General features: G+C 35.3%; 23 protein-coding genes. 20 read left to right on the top strand and 3 right to left on the bottom strand.

Annotated elements, in window-relative coordinates; translation table 11 throughout:
- The first annotated feature begins 369 nt into the window (after window positions 1–369).
- The 5 genes from MHH64_RS05005 to MHH64_RS05025 all read left to right on the top strand — a co-directional run bounded on the left by MHH64_RS05005 (window position 370) and on the right by MHH64_RS05025 (window position 5,351).
- Window positions 370–1,458: a nitric oxide synthase oxygenase gene (locus MHH64_RS05005; RefSeq protein ID WP_340002789.1), complete on the top strand. Its 1,089-nt coding sequence runs from the start codon at window positions 370–372 to the stop codon at window positions 1,456–1,458.
- A gap of 651 nt (window positions 1,459–2,109) precedes the next feature.
- The gene (locus tag MHH64_RS05010) at window positions 2,110–2,442 is read left to right on the top strand and encodes a PadR family transcriptional regulator (protein ID WP_095312113.1); all 333 of its coding nucleotides are present in this window, start codon (window positions 2,110–2,112) and stop codon (window positions 2,440–2,442) included.
- Complete coding sequence (locus tag MHH64_RS05015; protein ID WP_095312115.1) at window positions 2,439–3,071, top strand: hypothetical protein; 633 nt, start codon at window positions 2,439–2,441, stop codon at window positions 3,069–3,071. Before MHH64_RS05010 ends, MHH64_RS05015 begins: the two co-directional genes overlap by 4 nt.
- A 109-nt stretch (window positions 3,072–3,180) precedes the next feature.
- A complete protein-coding gene (locus MHH64_RS05020; RefSeq protein WP_340002790.1) occupies window positions 3,181–4,641 on the top strand; it encodes a DUF4173 domain-containing protein in 1,461 nt (486 codons plus the stop codon).
- Between the two features lie 14 nt (window positions 4,642–4,655).
- A complete protein-coding gene (locus tag MHH64_RS05025; RefSeq protein WP_340002791.1) occupies window positions 4,656–5,351 on the top strand; it encodes an isoprenyl transferase in 696 nt (231 codons plus the stop codon).
- A 99-nt stretch (window positions 5,352–5,450) separates the two neighbouring features.
- Here the strand turns inward: MHH64_RS05025 and MHH64_RS05030 are convergent, their stop codons facing one another.
- Window positions 5,451–6,032, bottom strand: a complete 582-nt coding sequence (locus MHH64_RS05030) for a hypothetical protein (protein ID WP_095312120.1) — start codon at window positions 6,030–6,032, stop codon at window positions 5,451–5,453.
- Window positions 6,033–6,778: 746 nt separating this feature from the next.
- Between MHH64_RS05030 and hflX the strand changes: the two genes are divergently transcribed.
- The gene (gene hflX / locus MHH64_RS05035; protein WP_340002792.1) at window positions 6,779–8,044 is read left to right on the top strand and encodes a GTPase HflX; all 1,266 of its coding nucleotides are present in this window, start codon (window positions 6,779–6,781) and stop codon (window positions 8,042–8,044) included.
- A gap of 34 nt (window positions 8,045–8,078) precedes the next feature.
- Window positions 8,079–8,984 (top strand): macrolide 2'-phosphotransferase, encoded by a 906-nt coding sequence (locus MHH64_RS05040; protein WP_340002793.1) that lies wholly within the window; start codon window positions 8,079–8,081, stop codon window positions 8,982–8,984.
- Window positions 8,985–9,054: 70 nt separating this feature from the next.
- Here the strand turns inward: MHH64_RS05040 and MHH64_RS05045 are convergent, their stop codons facing one another.
- A complete protein-coding gene (locus MHH64_RS05045) occupies window positions 9,055–9,507 on the bottom strand; it encodes a YaiI/YqxD family protein (protein WP_340002794.1) in 453 nt (150 codons plus the stop codon).
- A 138-nt stretch (window positions 9,508–9,645) separates the two neighbouring features.
- On the opposite strand from MHH64_RS05045, the gene MHH64_RS05050 reads away from it, so the two are divergent.
- Window positions 9,646–10,008, top strand: a complete 363-nt coding sequence (locus MHH64_RS05050) for a PadR family transcriptional regulator (RefSeq protein WP_340002795.1) — start codon at window positions 9,646–9,648, stop codon at window positions 10,006–10,008.
- Window positions 9,995–10,996: a hypothetical protein gene (locus MHH64_RS05055; protein ID WP_340002796.1), complete on the top strand. Its 1,002-nt coding sequence runs from the start codon at window positions 9,995–9,997 to the stop codon at window positions 10,994–10,996. The genes MHH64_RS05050 and MHH64_RS05055 overlap by 14 nt, the downstream gene beginning before the upstream one ends.
- Window positions 10,997–11,047: 51 nt before the next feature.
- Here MHH64_RS05055 and MHH64_RS05060 read toward each other — a convergent pair whose 3' ends face one another.
- The gene (locus MHH64_RS05060; RefSeq protein WP_340002797.1) at window positions 11,048–11,626 is read right to left on the bottom strand and encodes a GNAT family protein; all 579 of its coding nucleotides are present in this window, start codon (window positions 11,624–11,626) and stop codon (window positions 11,048–11,050) included.
- Window positions 11,627–11,774: 148 nt separating this feature from the next.
- Between MHH64_RS05060 and MHH64_RS05065 the strand changes: the two genes are divergently transcribed.
- The 11 genes from MHH64_RS05065 to acpS all read left to right on the top strand — a co-directional run bounded on the left by MHH64_RS05065 (window position 11,775) and on the right by acpS (window position 22,540).
- Window positions 11,775–12,161: a GntR family transcriptional regulator gene (locus MHH64_RS05065; RefSeq protein ID WP_340002798.1), complete on the top strand. Its 387-nt coding sequence runs from the start codon at window positions 11,775–11,777 to the stop codon at window positions 12,159–12,161.
- A complete protein-coding gene (locus tag MHH64_RS05070) occupies window positions 12,158–13,048 on the top strand; it encodes an ABC transporter ATP-binding protein (protein WP_340002799.1) in 891 nt (296 codons plus the stop codon). The genes MHH64_RS05065 and MHH64_RS05070 overlap by 4 nt, the downstream gene beginning before the upstream one ends.
- On the top strand, window positions 13,032–13,781 hold the full coding sequence (locus MHH64_RS05075; protein ID WP_340002800.1) for a hypothetical protein: 750 nt from the start codon (window positions 13,032–13,034) through the stop codon (window positions 13,779–13,781). Before MHH64_RS05070 ends, MHH64_RS05075 begins: the two co-directional genes overlap by 17 nt.
- On the top strand, window positions 13,778–14,470 hold the full coding sequence (locus MHH64_RS05080) for a hypothetical protein (protein WP_340002801.1): 693 nt from the start codon (window positions 13,778–13,780) through the stop codon (window positions 14,468–14,470). The genes MHH64_RS05075 and MHH64_RS05080 overlap by 4 nt, the downstream gene beginning before the upstream one ends.
- Before the next feature lie 952 nt (window positions 14,471–15,422).
- The gene (locus MHH64_RS05085) at window positions 15,423–16,652 is read left to right on the top strand and encodes a replication initiation protein (RefSeq protein WP_095312148.1); all 1,230 of its coding nucleotides are present in this window, start codon (window positions 15,423–15,425) and stop codon (window positions 16,650–16,652) included.
- A 695-nt stretch (window positions 16,653–17,347) separates the two neighbouring features.
- Window positions 17,348–18,946, top strand: coding sequence for a M3 family metallopeptidase (locus MHH64_RS05090; protein ID WP_340002802.1), 1,599 nt, complete (start codon window positions 17,348–17,350; stop codon window positions 18,944–18,946).
- Window positions 18,946–19,893, top strand: a complete 948-nt coding sequence (locus MHH64_RS05095; RefSeq protein WP_118889220.1) for a hypothetical protein — start codon at window positions 18,946–18,948, stop codon at window positions 19,891–19,893. Before MHH64_RS05090 ends, MHH64_RS05095 begins: the two co-directional genes overlap by 1 nt.
- Window positions 19,890–20,246 carry an HAD hydrolase family protein gene (locus tag MHH64_RS05100; RefSeq protein WP_118889219.1) on the top strand — a complete coding sequence of 119 codons (357 nt, stop codon included), beginning with the start codon at window positions 19,890–19,892 and terminating at the stop codon, window positions 20,244–20,246. The genes MHH64_RS05095 and MHH64_RS05100 overlap by 4 nt, the downstream gene beginning before the upstream one ends.
- The gene (locus tag MHH64_RS05105) at window positions 20,243–20,953 is read left to right on the top strand and encodes a sugar phosphate nucleotidyltransferase (RefSeq protein ID WP_251661042.1); all 711 of its coding nucleotides are present in this window, start codon (window positions 20,243–20,245) and stop codon (window positions 20,951–20,953) included. Before MHH64_RS05100 ends, MHH64_RS05105 begins: the two co-directional genes overlap by 4 nt.
- A 10-nt stretch (window positions 20,954–20,963) precedes the next feature.
- Window positions 20,964–22,166, top strand: a complete 1,203-nt coding sequence (locus MHH64_RS05110) for a nucleotide disphospho-sugar-binding domain-containing protein (protein WP_187393144.1) — start codon at window positions 20,964–20,966, stop codon at window positions 22,164–22,166.
- Window positions 22,163–22,540 (top strand): holo-ACP synthase, encoded by a 378-nt coding sequence (gene acpS, locus MHH64_RS05115; protein WP_118889216.1) that lies wholly within the window; start codon window positions 22,163–22,165, stop codon window positions 22,538–22,540. Before MHH64_RS05110 ends, acpS begins: the two co-directional genes overlap by 4 nt.
- Window positions 22,541–22,647 lie beyond the last annotated feature (107 nt).

The raw sequence follows: 22,647 nt of genomic DNA on the forward strand, positions 1-22,647 counted from the left end.
GACCAAAAAAAAGCCTCCAATTCTTTTCAGAATAGGAGGCAGAGGTGTACAGAAAAAAGAGAGACTACTCCCTTTGGCTGGAACACAAAAATCTACAATCCTATTCTGAAAAATTCCATGATTGTATGACAAAAACAGCAGAACAATCCGCTAATGTTGACATACTGTTCACCTGAATGTTTTCGAAAAAATAGGATTAGTACTTCATGTCCCCTTTGTTCACCCTTCCGTCTTGTAGTTGATATTATTATAAACGAATGGAATGCTCTGATGCAACCCCCTGTTTTTGGCTATTTGTAGAAACTCCGTCACAAAAAACAACTGTTATATTTGATAAAATAAACATATTGAGGACAGGAGGAGCCTATAATGGAAAGAGTAATCCGAAAGCAAGAGGCAGATACATTCATTGAAAATTTATATAAAGAGCTTGGCAAAACATCAAAAGAAATTGCTGAGAGACTGAGTCAAATTCACGAAGAGCTGGATGAAAAAGGGTACTATGAGCATACATATGAAGAGCTGTCTTATGGTGCCAAGCTTGCTTGGCGTAACTCGAATCGTTGTATTGGTAGACTTTTTTGGGAAAGGCTGGAGGTAATAGATGCAAGACATGCTGCACGTAGTGAGGAAGTATTTACTTATTTGCTTCACCATATAAGGAATGCAACCAATCATGGGAAAATCAAACCGATGATAACGATATTCCAGGCCGAAATCCATGGGGATAGACAGGTGAAGATTTGGAACCACCAATTACTTCGCTATGCTGGATATGAAACGGAAAATGGGATAGTAGGAGATCCAGCTTCTGTAGCTTTTACGAAGGAATGCTTGAAGCTTGGCTGGGTTGGTGAAGGAACTTCATTTGATTTGCTTCCACTTGTTGTTCAAATCGGTGGTCATGACCCGGAGTTTATGGAAATACCAATGGAGTACGTAATGGAGATACCAATTGAGCATCCTGACTTTTCACTGTTTGGAGATTTAGCGGTGAAGTGGTATACAGTACCAATTATTTCGGATATGCGCCTCGAAATCGGCGGGATTGACTATGTAACAGCTCCGTTTAATGGCTGGTATATGGGTACGGAAATAGGAGCGAGAAACTTAGCTGATGAAGGGCGATATAATTTGCTTCCTTTAGTAGCGAAACAGATGGGATTAGAAACAAAACATGAAAGCACTTTATGGAAGGATCGTGCACTTGTAGAGCTAAATGCCGCTGTATTAGATTCCTTTAAAAAATATGGGGTATCCATTGTCGATCATCATACAGCTGCAAAGCAATTTAAGGTTTTTGAAAATCGGGAACAGAAAACAGGGCGTAAGGTTACTGGGAATTGGACATGGTTGATTCCACCATTGTCTCCAGCGGTGACTCATATTTTTCACAAGCCTTATGATAACCATGTGCAAAAGCCAAATTATTTCTATCAAAAGAATTATTATGTATAATCAAAAAGAAAGGCAGTTCCAAACGGAACATGCCTTTCTTTTCCCCTAAAAGGGGTGCACGCGGAAAATTAAATTCATCTTCTCCAAACTGTTCTTTCTGACGATATTTTACAACTCGTCATTACAGGATGGTCTCACTGACTGTATTTGTTGCTTTAGAGATCGTTGAAAGAGCCTTTCAATCTGCTTCTCCAGAATTCAGTCAGATTACCAGTTGCACTTTCACAAAAAACCACTTACTGTTTTGAAAAACTAACCGTGAAATGGAACTTAAATCTTAAAGCTCCTGACGAGTCTAGCATTCGCCAGTAAAGTAAATTTTCCGCCAAGGCTGTGCATTTCCTCATTGGAATTCATTTGTAAACAAGTTGGAAAATGAAGTGGTTACATTTTCGCAAGTTGTCTGCAACAATCCTTCCAATGCAGTTCGCCTTGTACTATTTGTATTCCCGTATGAATATGAACTAAACCTCCTTTTTAAAAATAATTTTTGTAGTTTACGCTGGGGAAGACCTGTTGTGTTTCATAACATACCAGGCGTAACACAAAGTTATGAAGTTATTTTTTGTGAAAAAGCTGAATGAAGCTCTTTACAAAGAGGATAAATTTTTATATAGTAAAGATACCTAATAATTCTAGGTAGGTGAGAAAATGTTTAATCGCGAACTTGTAAAAGGCAGTACCTCCTTGCTGGTGTTACAGCTTTTAAATGAACGTGATATGTATGGCTACGAGCTCGTAAAGGAAATGGATCGACGTAGTGAAAACCATTTGCAAATGAAGGAAGGTACGCTCTACCCAGCACTTCATAAGATGGAAAAACAAGCGTACATTGAATGTTATTGGCAAAACCAAGAAAAGGGACCAGCTCGTAAATATTATCGTATTACAGAGCAAGGGAAAGAAATCCTTGCAGAAAGAACGTCGGAATGGCATCGATATGTTCAAGTGATGAACAACCTGATTGGGAGAAACGAGTCATGACCGAAGGGGAACAACATTTTTTAAATGAATTAGAGCAAGAGATTGGGCGTCATCCTGATAAGGAAGAGATTATAGCAGAATATCGCCTGCACGTATTTGACCTGCTCCAGGAGCAAGCGACCGATGAAGCAAAAGTATATGATGAATTGGTACATAGACTCGGTTCGCCAAAGGAGATTGCAGCACTATGGAAGCAGGAATCAGCCGTAACGCCTAAGAAAACGCAGCAATTATTTGTGTTTTGCAATATTGCCATTTTCACTTTTGGGGTGCTGCTTACAATTGGCTATAACGCATTTGATTGGTACTGGCTGGAAAGCTTATGGGCAGGCCTAACAAATGCTGCATCTATTATTATACTTATTTATGGTTTCTTTTGGGCGTTGCTCGGCTATGAAATTGGCAGAGAGTTTGGGTCCCGTGGTCATAAATTGTTGAAGAAGACATTTTTGTTTTCTATCATACCTAATTTGATCTTAATGTATTTAATTGTATTTAAGCTTATTCCACTTCAGTGGTTTCAACCGTTATTGAGTACGCCGTTTATTATTGTTTGCATTCTTTGTACGGCCGTATTGTACCCAATAAGCTGGCTGGGGTATCGGTGGGGAAAGAAAGCTTCAATATGAAATGGGCTGAAGCCGAGTAATGCATTCAGTCCTGATTCGTTATTATTTTTTTGTCTATATACATAGTAATTCTATGTATATAGACTTACAATGTATTGGAGGGATATAGATGGATGTTCAAGTGACGAAAAGAGATTGGCCATTTTTGCTTGTATGTGTAGGACTTGGAATACTTGCAGAACTTAGTTTTTTCCATGAAGAAATTGGCTTGTCATACCTCGTTTTCATCGCGGTGTTTTATGCAGTGTTTTTCTTAAGGATTAGCATACCGTTTCAGCGTCGCAGAATTGGTTTACTGCTTATGGCTGCTGTTTGGCTGCTGGCAGGGAGTTATCTTTTTTACAATAGTACCTTATTTTATCCTTTGAATTTAGTTGTGATACCTGCTCTCGTTTTCTTTCATCTGATTATGATCACGAGTCAGAACAAGATTGTCTGGAGTAAACCTGCGTTTTTAATCCTATTAATAATGAAATTAAAAGAAGCAATTCAATATAGCACGAGATTTTGTATAGGAACAGTTAAACCAATGGACGAAGGAGCAGGTAAAACAATAAAACGTATTGTAATTGGTTTGATAACAGGTATTCCATTATTGTTAGTTATTATTGGGTTGTTAATGTCAGCGGATAAAGTATTTCAGGATATGATTCTAAAATTGCCGTCGTTTATTATACGATTTAATTTTACGGAAGAGCTGCTCCGTCTGATCGTTGTTATTGTTCTTTCTCTTTTATTCTTCGGTATTTTTCAGGTACTGCCTAGAAGAACTGAAATAGAAACGAATAATGTTATGAATCCAGAAAAAAAGCATATATATTGGGATAGTGTTATTGTTGTAACAATCTTAGCGATGCTAAATCTGGTCTACGCCATATTTGTAGCTATACAGTTTGCGTATTTTTTCGGTGGAGGATTACAGGCCGAACTTACTTATGCAGAGTATGCGAGAAAAGGATTCTTTGAATTGCTGCTCGTAACGCTAATTAATTGGACATTGCTGATTTTCGTTTTGAAGCGCGTAAATACTCCGAATAAAGCTATGAAGCTCACATTAAAGATACTCAATACCTTGCTTATTATAGTGAGTGGTGTAATGCTGGTTTCTGCATTTGGACGTTTAAGTATGTATGAAGCTGCTTATGGGTTTACTGTGGACCGAATTTTAGCGCATGCATTTATGATCTTTCTTATGGTAATTTTTGCATATACCTTTATTCGGGTATGGGTCGAGCGGTTAGCGATATTACATTTCTATCTCATCACGAGTTTATTATTTTATGTCGTGTTAAATGTTATCCATATCGAACAACTTATTGTTACAAATAATTTAGAGCGCTATGAACAAACGGAAAAAATTGATATTTATTATCTGAGCACCTTATCATATACCGGAATAGAGGGACTAATCGAACTGTATAAAATAGAGCCTGATTATCCAGAACTGCAACGTTTGCTGAGAATAGAGCAACGAAAACTAGAAATGAAACAGCCGGATTCCTGGCAAACATTTAATTTTAAGAAGCAAGAAGTAATTGAAAAAATCCAACGTTTGGATTTGGAAGTATAGGGAGGTCTAGCACAGTGCAAAACCTAATACCGAAGCATGTTGCTATTATCATGGATGGAAACGGAAGGTGGGGGAAGAAGAGAGGTCTGACAAGGAGTCAAGGCCATTATGCAGGGGCTCAGGCAATGGAGCGAATGATCGATGCCAGTATTGAGTTAGGCATCCAGATACTGACGCTGTATGCATTTTCATCAGAGAACTGGAGACGGCCAAAAGACGAAGTTAATTACCTCATGCGCTTACCAGTGAAATTTCTCAAACAAAAGCTGCCAGAGTTTATGAAGAGAGATATTAAAATACTAGTATCAGGTAACATAGAAGCTCTTCCGAAAGCTACAAGAAGAGCGCTGGATGATTCTGTTGAAGCAACAAAAAATAATGCTGGCTTGATTGTGAACTTCGCTTTCAATTATGGAGGGAGAGATGATATCCTCCAAGCTGTTCATAAAGTAATTTATGAGGTTCAGCATAATCATGTGGAATTAGAAAAGTTAGACGAATCGCTGTTCCGGCGGTTTTTATATACGAAGGAACTGCCAGATCCAGAATTAGTCATACGTACAGGCGGAGAGAAGCGGATGAGTAATTTCCTGTTATGGCAATGCTCGGCATCAGAGCTATACTTTAGTGACATGTTATTCCCAGATGTAAATAAGCAGTTATTAGAAGATGCAATTGGTATGTTGCAAAAACGGTATTCTTTCGTCTGAAAAACACCCAAAACAGTGTGAGATAAGCTGTTTTGGGTGTTTTTTTGTGTTAGATTGTAAGGCCGCCAATCAACTTTGTAAAGTGAAGGGAAGCTTAAATTATATTTTTAGTGGGACCATATTAAACGAAGGTTCCATGATATCTATATGATTTCCATCTGCATAAAAATCTGCAAGCTTTCCTTTGTATACGAGCTGAAAATTGCCTACTTCCTGAATATCGTGAGGAGTTATTAAAGATACTGGCTTCGAGAAATCCAGAATATCACATTCCTTTAAAACAGATGCAACAAATTGCGAACAAAAAAATGCCTTTTCTCTGTTAATAGGCTTGTTTAAAATAACCCCAAATAAACCTAAGAAATTATAGCGATATTGCTCTTTTTCAGCTTCTATCTTTTGTAGATATGCATTAATTTTTTGAAGCTGATCTTCATTAACTGTACAGCTATAAATAGCTGCACTTGCATGCTTGAATAGACCTGATCGCATATTTTCCTGAACAAATCCGCCAATGAGAGGGTTTCGAGGTTTTTTCCTGCCGAAACTATATGCATTTACTAACTGGGGATCAAAGGAAATGGATGCGTGGTTATATGGTTTTTTGGTATATGATTTTATTAATCTAGTAAAAACAGTTCCTGTATCGGTTAAAAGTATATATAAATTCTTTTCGTTCATTATTAATCGCCCCTAAATTCATCATGAAACATTCAACTGCTGCCACCTTATAGACGAAATAAGATATACATAAGTTTCACTTTTTATTGTTAATCTTTCTTAATAGTAATGCAGAATACATAATCCCATAAGCAGCTTGAGTAATATTTCACCCTAGGTCTGGAGGCGTAGTCTAAGTTTTGCTGACAGCACACTTACGAAAACGGGACAAAAGTATGTATTTATAAGGAATAATCCTTGTTCAATTGACATATGTATGTTAGAGTTGGAGATACTATAAACAGAAACGGAGGTTTTCCTTGTGGCAACTATCAGACTTCGAATCCAAGGATTGAACAATTAATTGAATATGTTCAGCTCTGCCTGTGCGCAGAGTAAATGGGATTGGTCTGTCTTTTCATAAGGAAAACTTTTATATGAGGTTGTTCAAAAGGTCTGGTAAAAATGACGCTTCGAGAGCAAATGATCTTCGACTAACTACCGACACGTCCTGTGTCGAATGTCGAAGTCACCACTTCCTGTGGAAGCCCGGTACGGGGAGCTATGCCGCCTCGAACTTCTTGGTCCTTTTTATCCTCCTTTTGACCACATATTATATACGGTTTTTTATGCAGAAAAGAAGGGGAGTAGTCTACCTTCTTTTTTGCTGTCTGAAAGTGTAGCTGCTTTCGCGATGAAGGCAATTAAATATCCCTTTACAAAGCGCAGGCAGAAGTCTGTGCTTTATTAAAATTGGAGGAAATTAAATGAATAAAAAAGCGATATTAGTTGGTGTTAATATTTCTAAGCAGGAAGAAGAGTTTGCTTATTCCATGGAAGAATTGGGGAATTTGGCGGAAGCTTGTCATATTGATACAGTCGGGGAACTGAGGCAGAATTTGAATCGAATCAACCAAGGCTACTATCTTGGTACAGGTAAAATGGATGAATTGAAAGAAATAGCGGAAGCAGAAGATGCCGATATGCTTATCTTTGATGATGAATTATCCCCTTCGCAAATCCGAAATATTGAGGAAGCAACGGAATGTCAGGTTGTTGACCGCACGATGCTGATTTTGGAAATTTTTGCGAACCGAGCTAAAACGAGGGAATCAAAGCTTCAAGTAGAAGTAGCTCGCCTCAAATATATGCTGCCGCGATTAATTGGCAGCCGTGAATCACTTGGTCGTCAAGGCGGTGGATCTGGTTTGATTAACCGAGGGTCTGGTGAAACAAAGCTTGAGACGGACCGTCGTAAAATTGAAGAACAGATTGCTAAATTAAATCGCGAGCTGGAAAACCTCGTCAATCAACGGAAAACACAGCGGAAACAGCGTGAAAAAAATGATGTACCTGTCGTCTCGCTTGTTGGCTATACAAATGCAGGAAAATCAACAACAATGAATGCTGTATTAGATATTCATCAGACGGGAATAGATAAACAAGTATTTGAAAAGGATATGCTTTTTGCAACGTTAGAAACCTCGGTGCGAAAGGTTGAGCTGGAAACAAATCAAACCTTCCTGCTAACGGATACGGTAGGATTTATTAATAAACTTCCACATCATCTTGTAAAAGCATTTCGCTCTACATTGGAAGAAGTCATCGAAGCAGACCTTCTGATTCATGTATTGGATGTATCGAATCCGAATTATGAAGAGCATTGCAGGCTAACACATGAAATTTTAGCTGCGATTGGAGTTACAGATATACCGATGATCTATGCCTATAATAAAGCAGATCAAACGGAAATGAATTATCCAGTAGTTGAGAACAATCGCATTTATTTGTCTGCCAAAAAGCGTACCGGTATTCGTGAATTACTCGATTTGATTAAAGTGAATATTTTTAAAGACAATGTGATTTGTGAGTTGTTAATACCTTATTCTGAAGGACAGATTGTATCCTATCTAAATGACCAAGCAAATATTCTTGAGGAAGCGTTTGAAGAAAAGGGAACTAGGTTAAGAGTAGAATGTAAGCCTTCAGATGCAGAAAGATTTAAGCAGTATCTAATCGATGCGGATAGATAAGTAGGAATTAAAACATGAGAAAGTGGTGAATCACATGACATTATCAAACACACAAGTAGTTGATAAAGCAAAAGAGCATGGACTCTATATCACACCAGGATCTTTGAAGTACAATGAATCGGGCCTTGACTTTCAAGTGGTATTCGCAACAGATGAAAAGGGGGACCATTGGGTATTGCGCTTTCCGAGACGTAGTGATGTCATCCCATCTGCCAAACAAGAAAAGAGAATACTTGATTTAGTCGTACCTGAGATTGCCTTTCAAGCGCCGAAATGGGAGATTTTTTCCGATGAATTAATTGCTTATAAACTTTTAATTGGAATACCAGCAGGAACGATTGATCCAGAAAAGAAAGCATATGTATGGGAGCTCGATGAGAAAAATCTGCCTGAAGCATACGTAGAAACATTAGGGAAGGCTATGGCTGAATTGCATCAAATAAATCATGAAAAGGTTAAAAAAGCAGGTTTAACGGTGCAAACAGCGGAAGAAATTAGAGATGTAATGCGTAAGAGAATGGAAAAAGTAAAGGCAACATTTGGAGTGAGTCAACCGCTTTGGGATCGTTGGCAAAAATGGCTTTCGAATGACTCGATCTGGCCGCAGCATACTGCCTTCATCCATGGTGATTTGCACCCTGGGCATATTTTAATTGATGAAAACGCTCGTGTAACTGGGTTTATTGACTGGACCGAGGCAAAAGTGGATGATCCAGCAACCGATTTTGTATCCCACTTAATGGCGTTTGGTGAGGATTCGCTTAAACAATTAATTGATGCATATGAACGCGCTGGAGGAAATGTTTGGCCAAATTTGTTTGACCATGTAGTCGAGCTTCAAGCAGCATATCCAGTTGGAATTGCTGAGTTTGCAGAGAAATCAGGTCTAGACGATATGATGGAAATGGCGAAGCAGTCGCTCGGTGTAGGCAATGAATAAAGGAAACAAGGAAATATGTCCCCGCTAGTTTATACTGGCGGGGGCTTTTTCGCATTCAGACAGAAGCGAATTATCTGTCATGAAATTCCGCCAGCTTCTGTTTGAAAATCTCCCTAAACTTTTCTCTATCCTCATGGGTAAAAGCTTTCGGCCCTTTTGTGCGTTGCCCACTTTTTCTAGCCATGGCACTCAAGTATCTTGTTTGCAGGAGCTGATCAATATTGTCATTCGTATAGATAAATCCTTTATGGTGCAACACAATACATCCTTTTGCAAGGCCAAGTGATGCTAAACCGTAATCCTGTGTGACGATGAAATCGCCCTTTTCTGCAAGCTTCATAATGCGGTAGTCAGCTGCATCTGCACCGGAATCAACATAAATGGTTTCAACACCAGCGGGGTTTTCGGTACGGGAAAAATGCGACAGGCTTGTGACTAAAATAACTGGAATTTTAACAATACCAGCCTCTTTCATAATGACATCCTTTACTGGGCATGCATCTGCATCAACATATATTTTCATTTTTTTCGCTCCTTAATTGATTGTGATAATAAGCGGATATCTTGTATTTGTCAACTAAAATATAATTTAATATTTATATTAATATGCACTTTACAATAGTGTGCGACATACACTATAATGAGTTTAGGAGTTGATAACATGAGCGATGAAAAAGAACACTTAGATAAATTAATGCAGGAATTGCGCCGGGGAACGATTACGATTGGGGTATTAAATCAGCTTTCAAATCCTCAATATGGATACTCTCTCGTCACAATGCTTGCAGAGAAGGGAATTCAAGTTGAACCAGGGACATTATATCCATTGCTAAGAAGGCTGGAAAAACAAGGGTTGCTTGATAGTAAATGGGATACGAATGAAGCTAGACCACGTAAGTATTATCTGTTAAGTGAAACTGGGAAAAATGTGTATGATTTGCTTGTCGTTGAATGGAAAGGCATTGTTGAAAGCCTTAATCATGTAATTGAAAATAAAGGAGATGGTGAAAATGGAGATGGTTGATCGGTATATCTATGCGGTTACGCAAAAGTTACGACAGGATCAAAGGGAAGATATTGCGAAAGAACTGCGTAGTTTAATTGAAGATATGCTGGAGGAACGTGTTGGAAGTAGAGACATTAGCGATAAAGATGTTGAAGAGGTTCTACTGGAATTAGGAACCCCAAGAAAATTGGCAGATAAATACCGTGGCGCAAAAAAGTATCTAATTGGACCAGAGCTTTTTGATTCGTATTTGATTGTCTTGAAAGTTGTACTTGTAACAGTTGCCTCCATATTAGGCGTGATATTTGTTGTGCAAACCATACTCGATCCTGTTTCGATACTCGATCATTTTGTTGATTTAATTGTATCGAGCGTAACTGGAATTCCGATGGCTTTTGCCTGGACGACATTTGGATTTGCACTTCCGGAGTATCTCGGTGCCTATCAAGCGAAGGATATCCAAATTGATATGGAATGGAAACCATCTGACTTGCCGCCTATACCAGATGAAAAACGACAAATTAAACGTGGAGAATCAATTGCTGGGATTATATTTTATGCTATATTTATCGTCATTTTAGCATTTTCAAGTGATTATTTCGGTGTATGGGTATTTCATGATGGCTTTTCAGGAGTTGTTCCATTTCTAAATGAAAGAACATATGGTATGTATTTATTGTTTATCCTGCTTATATTTGGCTTTGGCATTATCAAAGAGTGTCTGAAGCTTGTCTCTGGAAAATGGACATATAAGCTAGCTGGGTATACGTTGATATTGAATGCAATCTCTATGGCAGTCATTTTGCTTATGGTTAATGGACCAACCTTCTGGAACCCTGATTTTATGAATGAGTTAGCTCAGGCTGGTGTTGTCACAGCTGGCAGTGAGGAATATGAAGTCGGACAGAAAATCTGGGACCAATCTACATTTTGGATTTTCGTATTGCTTGTCATTGGATTAATCTGGGATGCGATAGATGGATTTATTCGAGCCCGGAAAAAATAAAGAAAATGTATATTTTAAGACACAGAATGGTTTATAGCCATTCTGTGTCTTTTACAATTTCCCTTTTATAGACGTAGCAAAGTCTTGTCCCAACAAGGAATACATATACATATCATCAAATTTACCACAGGTATATTCATAATTTCTCAGTAATCCTTCTCTCACAAATCCCTGTTTCTCTGCTAGCTTTATTGAAGCTATATTAGGTGGTTCTATTAAGGCTTGGATCCGCTGGAGTTTCAATTGTTCAAATCCATATGCTATGACAGCCCCAAGCGCTTCACTTGCAATACCCTTTCCCCAATAATTTCTATGTAATTCGTAACCAATTTCACTTCGATAATGCTGTGAAGCAATATTAAGAAAGCCGCAGCTGCCAATAACCACATCTTCTTCTTCTTTTAATGTAATCCCCCATCTGATCCCTGTTTTTTCTATTAAGGTCGATTGATACCATGAGATTTCATCAAAAGCTTCTTCTATTGTTTGAAAAGGTTCAAGCCCGTAGTGTTTCATTACTTCTTTATCAGAAAGGTATTCCAACATGCTCGCTGCATCTGTTTCTTTAATTTCTCGTAATCTTAATCGGGTTGTTTCAAGTATTGGGAAGGAATTCATAGCAATATTCATGAAAATTACTCCTATTTTTATTTAGATTTAATAACTCTAATTTTACCATAATACTGAAAAATGTTACTGACTATATTGCAATTATCTAATTTAAGTAATATACTAAGTTACACAAGTAATGCACTAGTTTAGAGAGGGGGTTGCAGGATTGATTCTTAATGCGAATGGCTCCAAGCCAATCTATATTCAAATTTCTGAATGGATTGAAACGGAAATACTGAATGGCAACCTTACAAAAGATGATAAAGTTTATTCGCAATATAAGCTTGCGGAGTTATTTACCATTAATCCAGCAACAGCAGCCAAAGGATTAAACCTTCTGGCTGATGAAGGAATTCTGTATACGAAGCGAGGTTTGGGGAAGTTTGTGACAGCTGATGCACGCACAATCATTATGAATAAACGAAAAAACCAGACATTAAAAGGATTGCTTCAGGAGGTTGCTTTGGAAGCAGAGCGATTACATGTTACGGAAAATGAATTAGTGGAAATGCTTAGGCAAATTATGAAAGAGCGCAAGGGGGATTCGCGGTGAATGTAGTGGAGTGTAAAGATTTAACCAAAAAACAGGGGCAGCAAAACGCTTTAAATGACCTATCAATTACAATTAAAGAGAATACGATAACTGGATTGATTGGACGTAACGGGGCAGGGAAGACAACGCTTTTAAAAATTCTTGCAGGGTATTGGTATGAAACAGCAGGAGAAGTCCGCGTATTTAATGAACAGCCTTTTCAAAGTCTCTTCGTATCTGCGAATGTGATTTATGTGGATGATCAAATGAGTTTCTCAGGAAGATTAACCTTAGCAGATATTTTAAAGGAAGCTAATAGGTTTTATCCGAAATGGGATGCTAAACTTGCGGAGCGCCTATTTGACTATTTTTCTTTTCAACCAAATCAAATACACATTCATTTGTCAAAAGGAAAGAAAAGTACCTTTAATATGATTATTGGCTTGGCATCGAGATGCGCGTTGACCATGTTTGATGAGCCAACAACTGGAATGGATGCCTCCGTTAGAAAGGATTTCTATCGTGCACTGTTAAAAGACTATTTAGCTCATCCGAGAACAATTATTATTTCCAGTCATCATTTAGAGGAAATTGAGGATTTATTAGAGGATGTTTTATTGATTGAACAAGGAAAAAAATATTTTCATCTTTCCATGGATGAACTGAAGGAATATGCTGTTGGCCTAACGGGAAGAACTGAGATTATTGAACAGTGGACTGCAAATAAGGAAGTCATCTATAGCAGGCAGATAGGGAAGGATACAACGTATTGTGTTGTAAAGCGGGATTACATTCCGTTTGAGCAGGCGAAACAGCTTGGGATAGAGGTATCCTCTATAGCTGCTAGTGATCTATGTGTCTACTTAACTCGTAAACAGAAGGGCGGTATTGATGATGTCTTTAAATAAAATGAGTTTAGGAGAGATTGTGAAAAAGCAATTTCAATATAAACTGAAGGCATATGCTAGTGTGTTTAGCTCATTGGTTGTCCTGCAAATCATTGCGATTCTTTTTTCACTTGGAGGCAATGGATCAAGTGGTTCGTATAATAATAACTTATCTATCAATACGACACTCTATACCAATACAAGCGTACTTATATTAACAATGCTCTGGATTGTCATTCATGCGATTATGATAACAACTAAAGCTGAACGGGAGAATGGATTTACGTTTGTGTCCAATCAATTAAGTAATAATCTGTCTAATGCTTTATTTTTATTGTTGGCAAGTGTTCTGGGTGGGATCACTACTATTTTAGCAAGTTTTTTACTGCGTGTTATTGTTTATTTTTTCATTGATACGAATCCAATTATAGGGACTGGATTTACGTATCAGTTAAGCGATGTGCTTATCGGAATCGTTGCTATGATATTCTATTTAATACTTTTAGGCTCATTTGGTTATCTATTAGGAATGATTACACAGCTGCACCGCATGCTTCCGGTAATTGTACCAGTTTTAGTAATAGGGATGATCATTACCATTGCACAAACCGAGTCAGATGTAATTATTAGGTTCAGTGAATTTTATTATCAAGAAACGAATGCGTTATTTTTTATCTTAAAAATTCTCGTAACGTCAATACTCAGTTTTTCTGGTGCAATCCTAGTTTCGAGTCGTTTGGAGGCGAGAAGATGAGTATGATTTCAATGCTTCTTCCATTAGTTATTTCTGTTTTCATTATCGTGATGACTGCAGTAGCTGCTGGGAAGTTAAGTAAATTGTTTACTGCTAAAAGGGGATACTGGCTGCTTTTCGGGTACTCCCTGCTGTTAATTATTTCTGTTGGAGTTTATTACTTTTCTTCGATTTCAGAGGAAGAGGGTGTCCAATCTAAGGATTTCGATATGAATCGTGATGATCTATACAATGTGCTCTATGATGGAGCACCTATAGAATCCTACCAAAAGTATCTAGAAAAAGAATGGGAATTTCCATATGAGGGAGATACGCTTTATTTTGATTATTTAGGTGACGATATGAATACGATAAATGTTGCTGTTGAAAGATACGATGGAAATTCAATCGAAGCCTCTTTTTATCAAACACCCATTTATGTTAATGGTGAAAATGTACGAGAATACATGAACTCGATTGATCTTCAGCTGTACTCAGATCAGTTGGTCATTGAATTGGCGGAATCAAGGGAATTAAGATTTTCCTCCTTTGCAAAAGAATTTCCGATGCAGCAATTTAGGGAGGGAAATGATGATATGTGGAGTGGTTATGAAATAGATTGGGGAACCCAACTGCTTTATTTACGTATTCCTAATGGGATTAAGACTAGTAGTAACTATGATATTTATATTGAATATGTAAGTGAATGAAGATAGAAACGTGATACGTATTTTAGTATCGCGTTTTTATCTTGCTGGATAACTATAAGTCTTGGATGATATAGATAACTTTGGAAGCAATGCAAAGTAACCGTTTATCCTTAAATCAAAAATGAAAGATGCCTCTGTATTTTTGATTGCAACTCTATACTCAAACGAATTTTTATCTTTTGTTCAATCAAAAGTGATAGAAAAGAAAGTAATGAAATTAGGTTTACGTTGATGAACATGATAGAGAATGTATTTATTAATACCCACTCTGCTCATTAATAGGAACGGAGGCTTCTTTTGTTACTTTGGATTAATTGGATATACAACGCACTACACTATATTGAGCTAATTGTTGAGGAACTAGTAACTAGTAGTTAAGATAAATCATTTGGGCAATTTACTTTACCTTAAAAGTAAATAATTTATTTATAGAGAAAATAATCAACAACACACTCTGTTTTGATTGTTTTTTTAAACATTATTTTTTAATATTTTAAGTTATTTATATGTTTTCGGTTGCTTAAATACCTTGATATGACTCATCTTTTTGAGTTTAACTATAACAATTTCTAAGTAAAGGATAACGAAAACTCTGTAAAGGATAACAAAAACTCTGTAAAGGATAACAAAAACTAAGTATCTATCTATAACGATTTCTGAGCGAACTATAACAAAAACTGAGTAAAAGGGTTAACTATAACAATTTCTAAGTGAAGTATAACAAAAGCTAAGTGGAAGCGTTAACTATAACAAAAACTGAGTAAAAGAGAAGAAAAGCCGAGCAAACTATAACTACTTATGAGTGAATTAACTATAACGAAAAGTAAAAATAATCTAATCTAATTTTATAAAATTAAAACAATTTATTTTGGTTATCTGTTTTATAACTTTTTAATGGATGATAGCTTAATGTTTTTGTTATTTATCTATATTTAATAAAAGGAGAATATATATGGCTTCAAGAGGAATTAGTGAAACAAATATCATAACTAAATCCAATAAATTAGTTGAGGCTTCATATAATTTAACGGAAGTCGAACAAAAAATTATCTTGACTTTAATTAGTTTGGTACAACCAACAGATAAAGAATTTCAACCGTATATGTTCTCTATTAAAGACTTTATAAAGATGATCGGTGGAAATAGTAATACGAGATATAAAGAATTGGAGGAAATTACTAGAAATCTATTATCAAAAACATATGAAGTCCGATTTGAGGACACACTGTCCCAGGTGCAATGGCTATCACAAGCTGATTATAATTATAAAAAGGGGACTATTCAACTTACACTACATCGTTTTTTTAGACCTTACTTATTACAATTGAAAAGGGAATTTACATCCTATCAATTTAAAAATGTTAGTAAAATGAAAGGACGGTATTCGATAAGGATATATGAACTATTAAAACAATACGAAAGGTTAAAAGAAAGAACATTTGATTTAAATGAATTACAACATAGAGTTGGTGCATCAGATGTATATCCGGCTTATGGTAATTTTAAGCAGAGAGTATTAGTTCCTGCTCAAAAACAGATTAATATGAAGTCTGATATATCGATTGATATTAAAGAAATTAAACATGGTCGAGCAGTTAAAAAAATTAAATTTTTCATTGAATCGAAAGAGGCTTATATTGGTATCCTACCAAAAGTAGTATCTGGTAATACAGAGGATTACAAAAAACAAAAAATGAAAGTAATACAAACTAATCCCGTCGAGGAACTAGACCTGTTTAATGTTTTAGAAGAGGATAATATCTTAGAAGTACATAATTTAGCAATTGAAATAGGATTTAGTGTAAAAAGAACGGTTATCAAAGAATGGTTGAAATTTGGGAAGAAAAAAGTAATAAATGTCATGGAGTCCATTCGGTACAACAAAAAAATTCAAAATCCAATTGGTTTTATCTTCAGTCAGTTGAAAAAAGAAGAGGAAGAAATCGAGGATGTAATAGAGATTAACCTATCGCAACGGGTAATACGAGAACTAATAGCAGAGTTTACACCTAATTCAAAAGCAGTAAAAATGGATTTATTACCAGATTGGATGATTGAAAGGAGGGCCATTCCCTTATTTACTAAAGTGATGTCGGAAGAAGAAGCAAAACAATTATGGAATGATAAAAAAGATGAAATATATAAAGTGATAAATAAAAAAAGGGAAATGATGGTTTATTAACCCGCCAGCAGAAAACCCCCAAGGGAATAAGGAATAATTGGTGGTTTCCTTCGGATAGCTTTTTATATCATGAAGCAAAGATACCTATGCAATTTAACAAATTTAAGTTACAGTCATACCTCCTCTGTATTAACCAATTAAAGCGAATAATAAGGAGGATCCCTATAAGCAAAGTACAGGGGTGATCATAGTGTTTATTCTCCAATGCTATTACAGAAAACGATTAAACCATTTGTTTATATATCCCCTCGCAATGAACTTATTACCAAATTTCCTAACCACTATATACTCCGGCTAATGAGTTGAGAAGAATAGGAAAATGTCCTTATAACCCAATGGTAGAAACTGTTTTACATTTATAGTAAACGCTTTGAGCCTCTTGTCATAGCTTTTGTTAATCTGTATGGAGAATCTGCATTTAAAAACGAAACTGAATTTTAAAAAAGGCCGAGTAAAAAATCATCTTTGTAAAATTATTACTATTTCATTTTTAACTACTACCCCCCTGCCCAATAAAAATGTCCAATCTTTATTGGGATTTTTATTGGGAAAGAAAAGCAGAGTCTCTTTCTTGTTTTATTCCTATACTACAAATAGATATACATAAATTAGAAATTATATCCCTTTGTAGTAATTGAATATAAAAATATTAAAATGGAGCGAAATAGTAAGTAAGGGCACTAAAGGACTTTTAAATGAAAGGGGAAGATTGGATGGACCTCTCAAATACGAAATTAGTTTTATCGCTCATTAACGAAAGGCTTCAGAACAAATATCAACAATATATATACTCTTTATGGCTAATGCTTACCACGAATGATCAAAGATGGGTTGAACAGTTAGAACAAGATGAAAAGTCTTATAATGATGAAATATCTTCACCTAATCTGATTCATTTAATTCGATTATTACAAAAAGACCGTAACATGGACCTATTATCTAAAAGGCAAATATCATGTCTATACAATGAAATGCTTGAGTTATCGTTAAATCCATCTCTTCAACATCGGTACACCAAACTCTGGAACGAAGCTCACTATGTAATTGCAACGAATAAAACTGAATTTAAGGGGAAAAAATTAACAGAACAACAAGTTTTAAGAATTCTAGAAACGGAACAAAATAATAGTCAGAGAGAAGAGTTATGGTACCAATATATGAAGGTTGGAGATGAGTTGCAAAGTAGTCTAATAGAATTAGTAAATATCAGAAATAAGATCGCAAAAGAAAAAGGGTTTGAAAACTTTTATGATTTAAAATTAAGCAGCCAAGGTTTAGACAAAATAGAACTAAACTCCATTATTACTGGGATTAGAACCAATCTAGATGGAGAATATAGTTACATTAAAAAGAATATAGATAAACAATTACAGGACAAATTTAATATAAAACAATTGTATCCTTGGCACTATCCACATCCATTTTTTCAGGAAGTAAATCTTAGCTATCTAGAAGACCCAGCTATAACAGTAAAAACTGTAACGAGTAAATTAACTAATTGGTTTCAAGAAATTGGGTTAGATATAAAAGACATTTTAAAGAATAGCGATATTTCAGCCAATGAAGATAAAAGCGCTGCTAATTTTTGTCTGAATATTGATCGAGATAAAGATGTTCGAATATCCGCTCATTATCACCAAAACCAAAAATCACTTTCACTTCTTTTGCATGAACTTGGCCATGCTGTTTATGAGTATAACGTTAACATGGATTTACCATTCATCTTAAAAAAATCCTCTGAGATTTTCATGAGTGAAGCAAGCGCTATATATTTTGAAAGGTTAGTTTTTAAAAAGAGTTGGTATCGGAATGTTATTTCAAATGAAGGAACACTATCAGATAAATTTATTGGTCAACAAGATTTTGTCAGTCATCTTCTTGTTAAAGTTTATTGGACAATGACAATGACAATATTTGAACAGGAGTTATATCGTAATCCGAATCAAGATCTTAATCGTTTATGGTGGGATATTGTTGGTGATGTACAAAGAATAGAAAAGCCAATTAAATGGGATATACCAGTATGGGCTGTTAAGCCACATCTTACAACTTTACCCGCCTATTATCATAACTATTTACTAGGTGAGATCATTGCTTCCCAAATTGGCAATAACATGGCAAGAAAGTATAGATCATCTCATTCAAAAGAAGGAATACAATACTTGAAGGAAAACATCCTTTGGTTTGGCCACTCAAAAAGTTGGAGAAATATATTAAAGTCCTCCTTCCAGGATCAGTTAAATCCGGGTTACTTAATCTATGATATTAAACAGTTACTGGAGAATGAGATGTAATGAAATTAAACTCAAGATACTTTAATGATGTTCGGTATAATTCAAAGCAAAACACTATAAAAAAAACAAGTATAGATTCTACTAAACTAATCAATGAAATTTACTGGTATTTAAAACTGCCCAAATCACTACAAAGATATCTCCCTAAGATTGTCAACTATTCTGACAGGTTGGAAAATGCCTTTATAGAGATGGAGTATATACATTGGCCAACTGTATCTGAATTGTTTTTGAATGAAGAACTACCAATTCAGGATTGGAAAAGTACTATTCTTCCTAAAATAGATCATATTTTAGAAGTATTTTCTCAATACCAAGCGACTGTTAAGTATGAGGATTTATCCTCCATGTACATTACTAAATCAATTTCCCGATTAAAGCGTTTCATTGAACAGAATAGCACAGCTTATGGTATATACAAAAGGGGTTATCTAAATGTCAACGGAAAATTGATGCAATGCCCGATGCGTTATCTTGAAGAAAATAGTGAATTATTATCCTTTATTATAAATCAGGCCCAGCCAAGTATCATACATGGAGATTTATGTTTCTCAAATATTTTCTTTAATACTTCAACAAAGGAAGTAAAATTGATAGATCCAAGAGGGAGTTTTGGAAGGGCTGGTATACACGGGGATCAAAATTACGATATAGCTAAAATTAAACATAGTTTATCAGGATATGATCACATTATATCGGATAAGTTTCAGTTAATAATTAGAGGAATGGGGCTTGATTTTCAGATTAACCAGTCACCTTATCACCAAAAAATAAATGAAATATGGACAAGTTATTATCATAATCACCAAAGTATTAATGTAATAGAGGCATTATTATTCTTATCTATGATTCCTTTACATAAGGGAAATTACAAAAAGCAACTTACGATGTATGCACTTGGAGTATCATTGCTCGACAAATCAGATGCTGAAAGGAGAAGTATATGAGGATTGTAATAGACTTGGATGGAACAATTTGTGAATTGAAAAAACCAAATCAACGATATGAGGATGTATTACCAAAAGATGGAGCGATACAAATAATTAATCAGTTAAAAAAGGAAGGCCATGAGATTATTATTTATACTGCTCGTAATATGAAAACCTTTAAGGGAAACTTAGGAAAGGTAAATGCCAATATTGGCAAAATAACAATTGATTGGTTAAACCATTACGATATTAAGTATGATGAAATATTATTTGGAAAACCATATGGCGATATATACATTGATGATTTAGCAATGAAATTCACTTCTTGGAATGACGTTGAAACAAACTTGATGAAAGGTAATTATATATGAATATAGTCATCCCTTTAGCGGGTAAAGGGACTCGCTTTAAACAGGCAGGGTATACTGAACCAAAAGTATTAATTGATGTTTTAGGTAAGCCAATGTTTTATTGGGCGCTTGAAGGAATTAAGGATTTATTAGATGAATATCGAGTTACATTTATTTGTCTTGATCATCATCTCAATAGCACTGAGTTAAAGAAGAAAATTTACGATATTTGCCCCGATGCAATTATAGTATCGTTACACGAGTATACACATGGTCAAACTGAAACAGTCTTAAAAGCGGAAGCCTTTTTTAAAAAAGATGAACCACTCTTAATATTTAATGGAGATACGTATCAACAATGTTCGAATATCCGTACTAAGCTATATAACTCGATCAAAGGTATGGTTTTTGTATTTGAATCTAAAGATGATTCTTTTAGCTATGTCGACGTAGATAATAACAATAATATTTTGACTATAAAGGAAAAAAAGGTTATTTCAAAGTATGCAACAACAGGTCTATACTACTTTCCAAACACAGAGCAATTTTTAACTATAGCTAAGGAAAACAGTGATCTTTTTAAGGGTATAAAGCAAGAATACTATATATCTATGGTAATTGAAAAAATGCTAAATCTGGGTACCCAATTTGAGTCAGTAAAAGTGGAAAAATGTTATACGTTCGGAAATCCATCAGAAATTGAAAAGTTCATAAAAAAATATGAATGAAGGTGAAAATGTGATTAATTATAAAATATTTATAGGACTAAGCGGAGGCCTTGGCCCTTTATCAAGGACTTTTCCCATAGCTGAGGAGTGTTCTAAATCAGGTATGGAAGTATGTTTTAGTATATATGACGAAAGTGCTATTAAGATTATTGAAAGCGCTGGTTATAAAGTATTGATGGATGATGATCCAACAATGCCAAGAAAGGAATTTTTATTAAATCCTACCAGTACATTTTATAATCTCGATCAATACTATGCACAAATGGGGTTGTTAGATCCTAAATTCACAGATAGTTGGATAGCACATCGAATAAATATGTTAAACCGATATAAACCAGACCTTGTAATTACAGATTTAAGCCCAAACACAATGATAGCAGCTAAATTTTTAGGTATTCCTACATTATCTATTGTTCAGAGTTGTCTTCACCCTGATGGAATGCCGTTTCATGATGAGGTCCCACGTAATTTACCCAAAGTGACTACGATTATTAATAATATTTTAAAAAAGCTAGATATGAATCCCATAAATAGAATAGAAGAATTATCCATTGGTACAAAAACAATTGTTCCAAGCTTTCCTGAAATCGATCCTATCTTTTCTAAAGATATTGAATATGTTGGACCTATAAGTATGAACTTTATTCATTATGGGAATACCGTCCCTGATAAAGAGCGATACGTCTTAGTATACCCAGGGAGACTTCAGGATACTACGGGTGAAACAGGACTAAAAATAGTAGAACAAGTAACACAAGTGAGCAAAAAATTACCAGAGTTGCACTTTGTTATAGCTTCAACTGAAAAAGACCATCAAATGTTTACATGGGAATTGCCGAAAAATGTATCTTTGATTCCGTATTTTAATGAATATTTGTTAAGAAAAGCAAGTTTGTTTATTCACCATGGTGGTCATGGCAGTTGTTTATCTTCCATTGTAACTTCCACGCCATCACTTGTCCTTCCAACCCACAGCGAGCGTTTTTTTAATGCGAAACAAATTGCAAATTATAAATTTGGTGATTATATCATTCCTGACACAACCACAATCAACCAATTATCAAATATGATCGAATTTATGGTTAATGATCCTTCCTATCAAAATAACATAAGACTCTTTCAAAAAGAGATTAAAAGTAGAGATTATAAGGGGGAAATAAAGGTATTTGATATTGTATGTTCATTATTAAAAAGCGAGCAGAGTAAATTATGATTTATGGAATTGGAATAGATATCCAGGATATATCAAAATTTGAGGAAACGTTAAACAGAAGCAATCCACATTTTATTCAAAGAGTTTTCACAAAGAGAGAGAGAGAGTATGCAAAAGAATTAGATATAAATCAAACTTTAGCAGGGAAATGGGCTGTGAAGGAAGCTTTTTTAAAAGCAATTGGAAAAGGCATAACCAATCTAAGATCATTAAAAAATATAGAGGTAGATAATCTTCCAAATGGCAAACCACATATTAATTTATACAGTGACCTAAGGGACAAATTGAGTGACTTAGAATACAAGATTGACGTAAGTATTTCACATTCTGGTAACTATGCAGTTGGACTTGTTGTTATTAGTCGAAAACTATAAGCCAATGTTTTACTCCTAATGGGAAAAAACGGAGCATAGAAAAAAATATTATATTGTATGGGACCACCTATTACAGATATTGATGGATAGGGTTAATATATATTAAC

The sequence above is a fragment of the Oceanobacillus sp. FSL K6-0127 genome, assembly GCF_037983385.1.
Classification (GTDB): domain Bacteria; phylum Bacillota; class Bacilli; order Bacillales; family Amphibacillaceae; genus Oceanobacillus; species Oceanobacillus profundus.